The sequence below is a fragment of the Arthrobacter sp. U41 genome, assembly GCF_001750145.1.
Taxonomy (GTDB): Bacteria; Actinomycetota; Actinomycetes; order Actinomycetales; family Micrococcaceae; genus Arthrobacter.
This window is the reverse complement of sequence record NZ_CP015732.1, coordinates 3,575,645-3,588,194: the sequence shown is the minus strand read 5'-3', so window position 1 is coordinate 3,588,194 and position 12,550 is coordinate 3,575,645. Positions and strand designations below refer to the sequence as shown.

The 12,550-nt window shown below is 66.3% G+C and carries 11 protein-coding genes and 2 pseudogenes; 6 read left to right on the top strand and 7 right to left on the bottom strand.

Features of this window, described 5'->3' with window-relative positions; translation table 11 throughout:
* Positions 1-97 precede the first annotated feature (97 nt).
* Positions 98-403, top strand: a pseudogene (locus tag ASPU41_RS22195) (IS110 family transposase); the annotation flags it as partial.
* A gap of 12 nt (positions 404-415) precedes the next feature.
* On the opposite strand, the gene ASPU41_RS16350 reads toward ASPU41_RS22195, so the two are convergent.
* Both ASPU41_RS16350 and ASPU41_RS22735 read right to left on the bottom strand, forming a co-directional pair.
* Positions 416-1,543: an IS630 family transposase gene (locus tag ASPU41_RS16350; protein ID WP_069951802.1), complete on the bottom strand. Its 1,128-nt coding sequence runs from the start codon at positions 1,541-1,543 to the stop codon at positions 416-418.
* Positions 1,544-1,695: 152 nt separating this feature from the next.
* Positions 1,696-1,940 (bottom strand): annotated as a pseudogene (locus ASPU41_RS22735) (transposase); the annotation flags it as partial.
* Between ASPU41_RS22735 and ASPU41_RS16345 the strand changes: the two are divergent.
* Both ASPU41_RS16345 and holA read left to right on the top strand, forming a co-directional pair.
* On the top strand, positions 1,909-3,102 hold the full coding sequence (locus ASPU41_RS16345; RefSeq protein WP_083266570.1) for a ComEC/Rec2 family competence protein: 1,194 nt from the start codon (positions 1,909-1,911) through the stop codon (positions 3,100-3,102). The pseudogene ASPU41_RS22735 and the gene ASPU41_RS16345 sit on opposite strands and share 32 nt — an antisense overlap.
* Complete coding sequence (holA, locus tag ASPU41_RS16340) at positions 3,036-4,049, top strand: DNA polymerase III subunit delta (protein ID WP_069951800.1); 1,014 nt, start codon at positions 3,036-3,038, stop codon at positions 4,047-4,049. The genes ASPU41_RS16345 and holA overlap by 67 nt, the downstream gene beginning before the upstream one ends.
* Positions 4,050-4,134: 85 nt before the next feature.
* Here the strand turns inward: holA and rpsT are convergent, their stop codons facing one another.
* The 3 genes from rpsT to ASPU41_RS16325 form a co-directional block, all read right to left on the bottom strand.
* Positions 4,135-4,395, bottom strand: a complete 261-nt coding sequence (gene rpsT / locus ASPU41_RS16335) for a 30S ribosomal protein S20 (protein WP_018773112.1) — start codon at positions 4,393-4,395, stop codon at positions 4,135-4,137.
* Between the two features lie 160 nt (positions 4,396-4,555).
* Positions 4,556-4,909 (bottom strand): aldo/keto reductase, encoded by a 354-nt coding sequence (locus ASPU41_RS22190; RefSeq protein ID WP_231941102.1) that lies wholly within the window; start codon positions 4,907-4,909, stop codon positions 4,556-4,558.
* A 1,024-nt stretch (positions 4,910-5,933) separates the two neighbouring features.
* Positions 5,934-6,512: a type II toxin-antitoxin system PemK/MazF family toxin gene (locus ASPU41_RS16325; RefSeq protein WP_069951798.1), complete on the bottom strand. Its 579-nt coding sequence runs from the start codon at positions 6,510-6,512 to the stop codon at positions 5,934-5,936.
* 176 nt (positions 6,513-6,688) lie between these two features.
* On the opposite strand from ASPU41_RS16325, the gene lepA reads away from it, so the two are divergent.
* Both lepA and hemW read left to right on the top strand, forming a co-directional pair.
* On the top strand, positions 6,689-8,542 hold the full coding sequence (gene lepA / locus ASPU41_RS16320) for a translation elongation factor 4 (RefSeq protein WP_197515685.1): 1,854 nt from the start codon (positions 6,689-6,691) through the stop codon (positions 8,540-8,542).
* 42 nt (positions 8,543-8,584) lie between these two features.
* Positions 8,585-9,823, top strand: coding sequence for a radical SAM family heme chaperone HemW (gene hemW / locus ASPU41_RS16315; RefSeq protein ID WP_069951796.1), 1,239 nt, complete (start codon positions 8,585-8,587; stop codon positions 9,821-9,823).
* 13 nt (positions 9,824-9,836) lie between these two features.
* On the opposite strand, the gene ASPU41_RS16310 is transcribed toward hemW, so the two are convergent.
* Both ASPU41_RS16310 and ASPU41_RS16305 read right to left on the bottom strand, forming a co-directional pair.
* Positions 9,837-10,256 (bottom strand): DUF4870 domain-containing protein, encoded by a 420-nt coding sequence (locus ASPU41_RS16310; RefSeq protein WP_069952764.1) that lies wholly within the window; start codon positions 10,254-10,256, stop codon positions 9,837-9,839.
* A gap of 143 nt (positions 10,257-10,399) precedes the next feature.
* On the bottom strand, positions 10,400-11,248 hold the full coding sequence (locus ASPU41_RS16305; RefSeq protein WP_069951795.1) for a DUF3097 domain-containing protein: 849 nt from the start codon (positions 11,246-11,248) through the stop codon (positions 10,400-10,402).
* Positions 11,249-11,462: 214 nt separating this feature from the next.
* Between ASPU41_RS16305 and hrcA the strand changes: the two genes are divergently transcribed.
* A complete protein-coding gene (gene hrcA / locus ASPU41_RS16300) occupies positions 11,463-12,476 on the top strand; it encodes a heat-inducible transcriptional repressor HrcA (protein ID WP_069951794.1) in 1,014 nt (337 codons plus the stop codon).
* The last annotated feature ends 74 nt before the right edge of the window (positions 12,477-12,550 follow it).

Below are 12,550 nucleotides of genomic sequence, written 5' to 3'. Positions count from 1 at the left end.
ACAAGGCCGGACCCACGGGTCCAGGTCTCTTCGTACCGTGGGTGCCGGCAGCGGGCGTCGTGACTGCGGCCATATAGTGGTGCAAAGGAGCGCCAGTATGGATCAGGGATTCGACGTTTACCGCGGACTCGATGTCGGCAAGAGCGAACACCACGCCGCGGCGTTGAACGCGACCGGTGAGCGGGTCTTCGACAAGCCGTCGCCGCAGGACGAGGCCCGGCTGCGCGAGCTTTTCACCGGCCTACAGCAGCACGGCCGGGTGCTGGTGATCGTGGACCTGCCCAACACCATCGGTGCGCTGCCCGTGGCAGTGTCCCGGGACTGCGGATGCGAAGTCGCCTACCTCCCCGGGCTGGCGATGCGCAAAGCCGCGGACCTGCATCCCGGCAACTCGAAGACTGACGTGTTAACCGAACTAGTCGGGCCCTCCCGGGAGAACCGTGCGCGGCGCCTGTTTGCATCGGCTAGGTTCTGCTCTCATGGTCAACGAAGACATCTTGCCCAGGAGATAGTCCGCTGACTTGGTCCAGGTGAATGGTTTAGCGTCCTGGTTGTAGTTCTCGATGTAGCGGTCCATGGTTTCTTCCAGCTCTTTCACCGAGCTGAATTCCCCGCGTTTGAGGCACTGGCGGGTGATGATCCCGAAGAAGATCTCCACCATGTTCAGCCAGGAACAGCTGGTCGGAGTGAAATGCATGGTCACCCTGGGGTTTCCAGCCAGCCAGTCCTTCACATTTTGGTGCTTATGGGTCGCGTAGTTGTCGCAGATGACATGCAGCTCGATCCCGGGGTGGGCGTGGGCGACCCGGCCCAGAAAATCAACGAACTCGATGTTGGTGTGCTTCGGGTAGAAGGCGTCCGCGCTGAGTTTTCCGGTAAGGACCTCCAGGGCGGCGAACAAAGTGGTGGTGCCGTTGCGCTTGTAATCGTGGGTCTGCTGCAGCGGGTGCGTCGGGGACAGCGGCTGGTCCGGGCCGGTACGGGACAGTGCCTGGATCTGGGTCTTCTCATCGATGCTCACCACCACCGCGTTTTCCGCCGGGGACATGTACAGGCCCACCACGTCCCGGAGCTTGGACTCCAGGCCGGGATCGGTGGAGAACTTGAACGTCTCGATCCGGTGCGGCTGGATTTTCCAGCGGCGCCAGATCCGGGCCACGGACGAAAAGGACACCCCGTGGCGTTCGGCCATAATCCGGGCGGACCAGTGCGAGATCCCCAGCTCAGCCGGCGGGATCCCGTCGTTGGACAAGGTGTCGGCGATCAGAGCGAGTTCGTCGATCTCCCGCTCCCGGCCCGGGCGGTGGGCATCGGACAGAGCCTCGATCCCGCCCTCGGCATAGCGGTTGCGCCACTTCAGAACCGTGGGTGCCGAAAACCCGGTGATCTGCTCGATCCGGATATTCGGCATCCCGTCGGCAGCCAACAAAACCGTGCTCGCCCGCAACGCCACCGTCGCGGTGGATGTCTTCCCGCGGGTCAGCGCCTCCAGAGCTCCCCGGTCACCGTCACGCAACTCCAATGCCCTTGCCAGATAAACCATGAATCAAGTCTGACAAACAATCACACCCAAAGGAATTAACGACACGCTACACTAGAATCTCGGCTCGAGAAAGCAGAGGTGCCCGGCTACATGCGGCCGGTGCCGCAGTGTGAGGTTCGCACTGCGGGTCTTTGACGGCGGTGAGCGGGGTTCTATGGCGCTTGCGGCGGGGCGTGGACTCTGGTGAAGAGCTCTTCCCAGACGGTTTGGCAGGGCCACTCTTCGGGCAGATGGAGACGGATGCGTCGGTCGCTGGTGGCGATCCTGGCGGGGACGTGGATGAGTTTGCGGGGGATCGTGCCGGTCCGGGCCTTGCTGAAGGGCCTGCAGCGAGGAATCCGGCGGCGCGGGTGAGATTATAGGCCATGACCGCGGCGACCAGCCAGTCGGAGTTCGCCTCGAGTGCGGTAGTGATTGTCTACCGGAGCCGTTCTCGACGGAGGAGTGCATCAGAATCCCGTAAGCGTCTGCCAGGACACGTTGTACATGCGGTGGTGCACACGTTTGATAGCCTGCCCTGGACGGCGGCGCTGGCTCGCAATTCGGTCAAACGTGATCACAGAATTCACCCACCTCCTTTCGTAACAGTCTCTGGCGCCAACTGCAGCCTCATCCTGGGCGCGCTGCTGCTGGCCGCGCGCAGCCTGAGGTTCCGCCGGGCGTTCGCGGCGGCTCTCTGCCTTCTGGGGCTGGGTCTGTTTGTTCTGATGGTTGGCCCGGATGCCAGCGTCCTGCGCGCCTCCGTGATGGGTGCCATCGGGCTGGTGGCACTGGCCGGGGGACGGCCCGGACGGGGCTTGAGCTTCCTGTGCGTTGCCGTGATCGGGCTGGTGCTGGCCGAGCCGGCCCTGTCCGTCAGCTTCGGATTCCTGCTGTCCGTGTTGGCGACCCTCGGCATCGTTGTGACCGGGAGGCCAATTATGAAGTGGTTCCCGGCCGCGGTGCCTCGCTGGGTGGCCGCAGGGGTGGCTGTTCCGTTGTCTGCGCAGGCCTTCTGCGGTCCGGTGATTGTGTTGCTGCAACCGCAGTTCTCGAGCTATGCCCTGCCGGCCAACATGGCCGCCGCGGCCCTCGTCGTCCCCGTCACACTGCTGGGGACCGCGGCAGTCCCGCTGGTGCCGCTGGCCCCGGTCCTCGCCGCCGCTCCGCTGGGCATCGCCGCGGCCTGCGCCAGCGGAGTTGGAGGCATCGCCCGCTTCTTCGCAGGCCTCCCCGGCGCCGTCCTGCCATGGCCGGAGGGAGCTTTCGGCGCCGCCACGATGGCGCTCTTGTCCGCCGTGTGCCTGGCCGCCTGGTGGCTTGTCTTCCACCCCGCCCAAACGGCAGGGCTGGCACGGGCCGCGCACCGGCGAACGGTCACCCTGCTCAGCCGCATGCCACAATCCGGCGATGGCCCGCGGACGCCGCGGGGAGGCTGCCGGCCCGGCTTGTTGCTCCGCCCGGGCCGTGGCAGGCTTAGAGTCTGCAACCAAACTTCCGGGAGGAAACCCCAGTGCCCGCTGCCCAGACTCCACGTGCCCGGCCCGCGGCATCGAGGACCGCCACCTGGCGCGACGTGACGCCGGCCGCCGTCGTGCTGGTTGGCGGGCCGGAAGACTACCTGGGATCCCGTGCCATGGACCGCATCCGGGCGCAGGTCCGCGCCGCGGCCCCTGACGTCGAAGTCATCAGACTTGTTGCCGGCAACTATGAGCCCGGCTCCCTCGCCATGCATGTCAGCCCGTCCCTCTTTGGCGAGCAGAAGCTCATTGAGGTGGAGGGCGTGGAGGGCATGAACGATGCTTTCCTGGCCGACGCACTCAAGTACCTGAACCGGCCCGAGCCGGACGCTGTGCTGGTCCTCCGCCATGGCGGAGGCGTCCGCGGCAAGAAGCTGCTTGACGCCATCAAGGCGGGCGGGTGGCCGGTTGTGGACTGCCAGCCCTTAAAGAAGGACGCGGACAAGGTTGCCTTCGTGGCGTCCGAGTTCAAGGCCGCGTCCCGGCGCATCGACCCCGACGCCGTGCACGCCCTGGTCAACGCCGTCGGTGCCCACCTGGCCGAACTGGCCGCCGCCTGCAGCCAATTAATCGCCGACGCCGCCACCGCAGTGGACTCCGCCATGGTGGACCGGTATTACGGAGGCCGGGTGGAAGCCACCGCTTTCAAGGTCGCCGATGCCGCGATGGCCGGGAACGCCCCCCTGGCGCTCTCCACCCTGCGCCACGCCCTCGCGACCGGGGCGGACCCGGTTCCGCTGGTGGCAGCCCTTGCGTCGAAACTTCGCACCCTCGCCAAGGTCGCCGGCGCCCAGGGATCCTCGTCCCAGATCGCCAAGCAGTTGGGCATGCAGCCCTGGCTGGTCGAGCAGGCGCAGCGGGAAGTCCGGCGTTGGACTCCCGAGGGGCTCGTACGGTCCATCCAGGTGACCGCGGAAGCCGACGCCCAGGTCAAGGGCCTGTCCCGGGACCCCGTCTACGCCGTGGAACACGCCGTGACAGTGATTGCGGCGTCCGCGCGCCGCTGAGGGTGCCGCGGTTTGCGGCTTAACTGGAAGTGGCCGGCACCCGAGGGTGCCGGCCACAATCGTCAGTTCAGATGAACTGGAAACCTTAGAGCGCGTTGACCTTCTTGGAGATGGCCGACTTGCGGTTTGCAGCGTTGTTCTTGTGGAGAACGCCCTTGCTGACAGCCTTGTCCAGCTTGCGGCTGGCGGAAAGCAGTGCAACGGCCGCAGCATCCTTGTCGGTGGACTCAACGGCGGTGTTGACGGCGCGGATGGCCGTCTTCAGCTCGGACTTGACTGCGTTGTTGCGCAGGCGAGCCTTCTCGTTGGTGAGGATGCGCTTCTTCTGGGACTTGATATTAGCCACGTGTGAACTCTCTTTTTCAATGCGGAAAATGGTCTAGAGGGCTTTCAGATTGGCCATTGACTGAGCGGCGTGGGGATACCTATGGCGACCAACCATCTGTGGCCGTCGACCTGCACGGACACACAGCTGTCAATAATAGCAGAGACGGCGGCAGAGACCGTCACCTGCCGCCCGAGGACCGGAGACCGGGAGGCGGAACGCGGGATGCGCGTCGTCGTGCTGGAGGCAGGAGGACAGTTCGCGGTGTGCGACGACCTGTTGCCGGTGCCCCGTACGCGGTGCTTTGGTCAGTAGCCGGTTGGCTCGCGGTGTAGGCCTTTTCGAGCGTGTGTGCTTGTTCGTCGGTGAGTCGAATGTCGAGGGCTGCGGCGGCGTCCGTGAGGTGGTTGGTTTTGGTGGCTCCCACAATCGGGGCGGTCACGGCAGGGTTGCGAAGCACCCATGCCAGCGCGACTTGGATGCTTCTATATCTGTCAATCGCGCGGGATGGACTTGCACGGCGTTTGATGGTCATGATTCCGTCCCGAGTCGTGCATGCCATGAAGGGGAAGGGCTGTCACCCGAGGACTTCGGGGAGCCCGGATCAGACTGAGAGGTACGTCGCCTCTGGAACGCGAGAGGGGCTGCCGGTCATCGACCGGCAGCCCCTCTCAAATACTCCTACTGAGCCCGAGTGGTCCCAACCGCAGTCGCCTTTCGCATTCTGCGACCGACGCGCTTGCAGATCATCACGGCGGCGATAACAGCAACGATGAAGATGACACCTACATGCCAGGTCCCGAGCCTCCCCAGGGGGAGACGCCCCAGCTTAGCCCGTACCAGATGGCAACGGTCAGGGCGATGCCGAGAAGGGCGAGTACGAGTTTGCGCATGCTTAGCCCCCGTATTGGAACGACATGGCGCCGTTTGCGTAGATCGTCGTCCTACCCCGAGGATAGAACGACTGGAAGCAGCCATAGTAGAGGATGCACTCGTTGATCTTGCCTTGGGTGTGCAGAATGGTCGCGCTGCCGGAGGCGATTCTGTTGTTGACTTCGTTGGAGTTCTGAACCACGTATATGCCGTCTACGCGATCGAAATAACCGTAGTTGCTGTTTACTGACGAGGGATATCCGCCGTCAAGGGCCCCGAGGAGTGGTTTACCGGCGACGTCTACTTCAACGCCTACTATTCCGCCCAGGAACCCTCCCGGGCCCGGCTGAACCTTGTGCCTTTCACCCCCGGGGCCCGGACGGCCTGGCACAGGCGCGCCGTCGGGCAGACCCTGCACGTCACGACAGGCCTCGGCTACGTGCAGTCACGAGGGACGAAATCATTGAGCTGCACCCCGGCGATACCGTCCACACTCCCGCCGGCGAGTGGCACTGGCACGGCGCGAGCGCAGACAACTTCATGTGCCACCTCGCCCTCCGGGAGGCCCCGGCCGACAGCGGCGAGCCGGAAACGGTCTGGGGTGACAAGCTTGCTGACGACGAATACCCCGTTAAGAAATAGGGAGCCACCGTGCCGCGTACCCGCGCGGACCTATTCGTCGCCGCTCAGCGCCAGCCGTGGCGGGACTGCAGGGCGGCGGCGATGAGGCGGAACCTTCCGGTGGCAAGGATGGCGCCTTCGCGCCGGACATCCTCCGGGTTGATCTGCAGGATGCGGTCCAGTTTCGCTTCGCTGGGGCGCCCCTGGCGGTCCCAGGGGCCGGTGCCGATGTCAACGTAGTCATCCGCCCGGCGTGCGTCGCCGTCGTGGTCCTTGCTGGTCAGCATAAGCCCGAGCAGAAAACGGCCGCTGCTGCCCACCAGCAGCACCGGGCGGTCCTTGCCCCGGGAATGGTCCTCTTCATAGGGCACCCACGTCCAGACGACCTCGCCCGGCTCGGGGCGGCCGTTGGGGGAGGGTGCGTAGCTGACCTTCGCCGTTCCCCGGAAGTCGCCGGGATAGCTACCGGTCAGGCCGGCGGCGGCTTGCCCATTAGCCGGGCGTCCGCCGCTCGTGCCCGGCCGCCCGGACTGCTTTGTCCCGGAACGGGTAATGGACCTGCCGGGCGCCGAGCCGGAACGCCCCTCCAGGAAGCGCAAAGTACTGCGGACTGCATTGCTGATCGAGCGCAAGTTCCAAGCCATGGGGCCACCCTACCTGCAGCGGAACATTCAGCGTCCGCTTCGGAATCCAGGGATGCAGTTCCACAGGCCCGGACGTGGGAGACTATAGGTTCAGATATACGGCACGCCGGAGTGGGGAACCCAGCCTCAGCGCCGACCGTGCACAGCCAACAGAATGCCAAGAGTAAGGACCCTGCGTGTCTCCCATGGCCCGCACCGCCCCGGTGCCCGCCGCAACAGATCCGGCCATCATCCGGAACTTTTGCATCATTGCGCACATTGACCACGGCAAATCCACACTGGCCGACCGGATGCTCCAGTACACCGGCGTTGTAAAGTCCCGTGACATGAAGGCCCAGTACCTGGACCGCATGGACATTGAGCGCGAACGCGGCATCACCATCAAATCCCAGGCAGTCCGTATGCCCTGGGAGCTCGAGGGCGTCAGCTATGCGCTGAACATGATCGACACCCCCGGCCACGTTGACTTCACCTACGAGGTCTCCCGCTCGCTCGCGGCCTGCGAAGGCGCAGTGCTGCTCGTGGACGCGGCGCAGGGCATCGAGGCCCAGACCCTTGCCAACCTCTACCTGGCGATGGAAAACAACCTCACGATCATCCCGGTCCTGAACAAGATCGACCTCCCGGCAGCCCAGCCGGAGAAGTACGCCGCGGAGCTCGCCAACCTGATCGGCGGCGACCCCGACGACGTGCTCCGCGTCTCCGGCAAGACGGGCGTGGGCGTCGAGGTCCTGCTGGACAAGATTGTCCGCGACCTTCCCGCGCCCGTGGGCGACCCCAACGCCCCGGCCCGGGCCATGATTTTCGACTCGGTCTATGACACTTACCGCGGCGTGGTCACCTACGTGCGGGTGGTCGACGGCATGCTGCACCCCCGCGAACGCATCCAGATGATGTCCACCCGCGCCACCCACGAACTCCTGGAGATCGGTGTGAGCTCCCCGGAGCCCACCCCCTCCAAGGGCCTGGGCGTCGGCGAGGTGGGCTACCTCATCACCGGGGTGAAGGACGTCCGCCTGTCCAAGGTCGGCGACACCGTCACCAACCTGGCCAAGCCCGCCACCCAGTCCCTGCCCGGCTACGCGGATGCCAAGCCGATGGTCTTCTCCGGCCTGTACCCGCTGGACGGCACGGACTATCCGGTGCTCCGCGATGCGCTCGAGAAGCTGATGCTCAACGACGCGGCGCTCGTGTACGAGCCTGAGACGTCCGCCGCGCTGGGCTTCGGCTTCCGTGTGGGTTTCCTGGGCCTGCTGCACCTGGAAATCACCCGCGAGCGGCTCGAACGCGAATACAACCTGGACCTGATCTCCACCGCCCCCAACGTGGAGTACGAGGTGACCCTGGAGGACAAGAAGGTCGTCCACGTCACGAACCCCAGCGAGTACCCCAGCGGCAAGATCGCGGAAGTCCGCGAGCCGATGGTGGCCGCCACCATCCTGGCGCCGAACGAGTTTGTCGGCGCCATCATGGAGCTGTGCCAGAGCCGGCGCGGCGTCATGGGCGGCATGGACTATCTGTCCGAGGACCGGGTGGAGATCCGTTACCGCCTGCCGCTGGCCGAAATCGTCTTCGACTTCTTCGACATCCTCAAGTCCAAGACCCGCGGCTACGGCTCGCTGGACTGGAAGGCCGACGGCGACCAGGTGGCCGATCTGGTCAAGGTCGACATCATGCTCCAGGGCGAACAGGTTGATGCCTTCTCCGCGATCACCCACCGTGACAAGGCGTACGCCTACGGCGTGATGATGACCGGAAAGCTGCGCGAACTCATCCCGCGGCAGCAGTTCGAGGTGCCCATCCAGGCCGCCATTGGCTCCAGGATCATCGCCCGGGAAAGCATCCGTGCCATCCGCAAGGACGTGCTCGCCAAGTGCTACGGCGGTGACATCACCCGAAAGCGCAAACTGCTGGAGAAGCAGAAGGAAGGCAAGAAGCGCATGAAGATGGTGGGCCGCGTCGAGGTCCCGCAGGAAGCCTTCATCGCCGCCCTCACCACGGACGAGTCCAAGGACAAGGCCAAGAAGTAGCGGTGCCGGTGATCACTGTCCACACCCAGGCCGGCGGGGCCCGTGCCTAGCGCCCTGCCGCTGGGCGACCCGGCGCCGCCGGACGGGCTGCTGCCCGGCCAGGCGCTCGATGGCGCCGCGGCCCGGGCTTTCGGGCTGTACGTGCATATCCCGTTCTGCGCCGTCCGCTGCGGTTACTGCGACTTCAACACCTACACCGCCACGGAGCTCGGCGGCGGGGCGTCCCAGGACGCCTACGCCAGCACCGCCGTCGCGGAAGTCGACTTCGCGGCCGCGGCCCTGAGTAGCAGCGGCCTGCCGGCGCGGCCGCTGAGCACGGTGTTCTTTGGCGGCGGAACACCGACGCTGCTCCCGGCCGAAGACCTGGCCCGCATCCTCACCGCCGCCGTCCGGGCCTGGGGCCTCGAGCCCGGCGCCGAGGTCACCACGGAAGCGAACCCCGACTCCGTCACCCCCGAATCCCTGCGGCTGCTCGCCGATGCCGGCTTCACCCGCGTGTCCTTTGGCATGCAGTCCGCGGTGCCGCACGTCCTGAAGGTGCTGGACCGGACCCACACCCCCAGCCGGGTGCCGCAGGCGGTCCGGTGGGCCCGGGACGCCGGCCTCGCCGTCAGCCTCGACCTGATTTATGGAACGCCGGGGGAGTCGCTGGACGATTGGCGCTACTCGCTGGAGACGGCGCTGTCCTACGCGCCGGACCACATTAGCGCCTACGCGCTGATTGTCGAGGAGGGCACCAAGCTGGCCGCGCAGATCCGCCGCGGCGAGGTCCCGGGAATCGACGACGACGACCATGCGGCCAAATATGAACTCGCCGACGAACTCATCTCGGCCGCAGGGCTGTCCTGGTACGAGGTCAGCAACTGGTCCCGCACCCCGGAGCAGGCCTGCCGCCATAACCTCGCGTACTGGCGCGGGGACGACTGGTGGGGGATCGGCCCCGGCGCGCATTCGCACGTGGGCGGCGTGCGCTGGTGGAACGTCAAGCACCCCACCGCCTATGCCAACCGCCTGGGTTCCGGGCTTTCGCCTGCCGCCGGCCGGGAAACCCTCGATTCAGAGACCCGCAACGTGGAGCGCGTCATGCTGGAGGCGCGCCTGAACTCCGGGCTGGAGATCGCCAGCCTGGGCGGACTGGGGGACACCGGACGGCACGCCGTGGCCGGACTCATCGCCGACGGACTTGTGGACCCGGTCTCAGCCTTCCGGGGCAGCCTCGTCCTGACGCTGAAGGGCCGGCTGCTCGCCGACGCCGTGGTCCGCAGGATCCTGCCGGACTAGGCGGGCTGTCCCGCTACTTGATCCAGCGGAGGTTGAACTCGTAGCGGTGCGGCTGGCCGCGGTTGACGTGGATGCCGGCCGCCACCGAGAAGCAGGTCACGGCAATCCAGATGAGCGTGGCCAGGACGGCGAAAATGTTGCCCACCACCGGTACGAACACCAGCAGGTTGCAGAACACGGCAGCAATCGTGGGAGGCAGCGTGAAGTTGAGGGCTTCTTTGGACTCCTGCGCCGTGAACGGGCCGCGGTCCTTGAAGATCAGGTAAATCAGCAGCGCGGGAACGCAGCCCAGGATGCCGCCGAAGTGTGCCAGCGTGGCCCACTGCCGGTCCTCGTTTGCCGTCAGCGGCAGCGCATTTGCGGGAACGCCATGGTACGGAGGCTGGCCATGGCCGGCCTGGTTGCCAGTGTGATCGCGTGCGTTCTCTGCCACGGTGTCGTCCTTCGGATTGCGGTGGTGCGTTGGTGCCTGGAGTTGCCAGGGCTGCGCCGGGTGCACAGCCGCCTTACCAAGAATACTTGCTTGGGCCCGGAATCAAGGATCGGCCCGCTGGCGGGGACCGGCGGAGGCCTGGCTCAGGGAACGGTGAGGAAGTCGATGACCTCTTCGACCCGGCCCAGCAGGGAGGGTTCCAGATCCGCATAGCTGCGGACCGCGCCGAGCAGTTTTTGCCAGCCGAGGCCGACGTCCTCCTTGGTGCTGTGCGGCCAGCCGAAGGCCATCAGGATGCCGGTCTTCCAGTCCACACCGCGCGGGATGACCGGCCACTGCTCGATCCCCAGCACGGCGGGCCGGATCGCCTGCCAGACGTCAACGTAGGGGTGGCCCACGATCAGCACGTTCCCGGCCGCCCCGGGGGAGGCCATCACGGCTGCGGCGATCCGGGACTCCTTGGAGTCCGGCACCAGGTGGTCCACCAGCACGCCGAGCCGGCGTCCGGGGCCGGGCCGGAAGGCGGCCACCGCGCCGGCGAGGTCGTCAATGCCATGCAGCGGTTCAACAACGATGCCTTCCACCCGGAGATCGTCGCCCCAGACCCTTTCGACGAGTTCGGCGTCGTGTTTGCCTTCCACCCAGATCCGGCTTGCCTTGGCGACCTGGGCCCGCTGGCCCTCCACCCGGACAGAGCCGGAGGCGGTGCGCGTTCCCGCGGCCGCCGCGGCGGGGCGGGGCGCCGGCGGCATCAGCCGGATCGGCTGTCCCTCCAGCAGGAAGCCGAAGCCGAGCCTGAAGGACCGCGATTTGCCGCGTCGGTCCTCGAGGGCGACGACGTGCATCCCGCCGGACTTTTCCACCCTGGTGACGGCGCCGACCCAGCCGGACTGCACGTCCTCGAGCACCATTCCGCGCTCCACCGGCACTTCGGGCAGCTGGGCCTTGACGGGGGCGGACAGGTCCTGCGGACCCCAATTCTGGTACGACATCGGCTACACACTGCTTTGCACTCGGATTGCTGCGGCGGGCTGTGCCCGAAAACACCAGCCCCGGGAAGAACGCCTGGAGCGAATCCAATGCTAACAACGCGGCGACTCATATTAGACTGGTTAGCACTTAGGCATGTCGAGTGCTAACACACTGTGTCCGGATCGGCCGGCAAACGGAGGCCGCGGATGCGGCACAGTCGAATGGAGGTGGAGCATGAGCGAACCGCGCAAACTCGAAGTGCTGCGCGCCATCGTGGAGGACTACGTCCATTCACGGGAACCCGTCGGCTCGAAGGCCCTCGTCGAACGGCACCACCTCGGCGTCTCCAGCGCCACGATCCGCAATGACATGGCGGCCCTGGAGGATGAGGGCCTCATTACGGCCCCGCATACCAGCGCCGGGCGCATTCCCACCGACAAGGGCTACCGGCTCTTCGTGGACCAGATTTCGGCGCTCAAGCAGCTCTCCCCGGCGGAACGCCGGGCCATCCAGGCCCTGCTCGAGGGCTCTGAAGACCTCGACGACGTCCTGGACCGCACCGTGCGGCTGCTGTCGCAGCTGACCCACCAGGTCGCCGTCGTGCAGTATCCCCATCTCAGCCGGGCAAAGGTGCGGCACATCGAGTTCGTCCTGCTGGCGCCGCGCAAAGTGCTCGCGGTACTGATCGCGGACACCGGCAAGGTGGAACAGCGGGTCATTGACGTGGGGCAGGACCTTCCCGAGGAGGCCCTGTCCGATCTGCGGACGCGCTTCCTCGGCAGCCTTTCCGGGACGCCCCTGAACCTCTTGCCGCAATCGCTGAAGTCCGTGATTGTCACCTGCCCGCCCGCGCGGCGGGCGGACGCCCAGGCGCTGGCCCGCGGCCTGGAGGCGCTGGCCGCCAGCAGCCGTGAGGAACGGATGGTGATGGCCGGAACTGCCAACCTGGCCCGCTCCAATGTGGACTTCCCGCTGAGCATCGGCCCGGTCCTGGAAGCCCTCGAGGAGCAGGTGGTCATGCTCCGCCTGCTGGGGGACATGGCCGCGGACCCGCGGGGCGTGACCGTCAGCATCGGCCGGGAGAACCCCTACGACGGGCTCGCTGAGGCCTCGGTGGTGGCAACCGGCTACGGCCCGGACGCCACCGCAAAGGTCGGTGTCCTGGGCCCCACCCGGATGGACTATCCGACCACGATGGCCGCCGTCCGGGCCGTCGCCCGCTATCTGTCCAGGATTATCGGCCCCTGACGGACCGCGGCCAGGCCTCCGGCACCAACAGGCACACCGGAGGTTCAACCCCCAAAGACTTCTTGCCACTAACC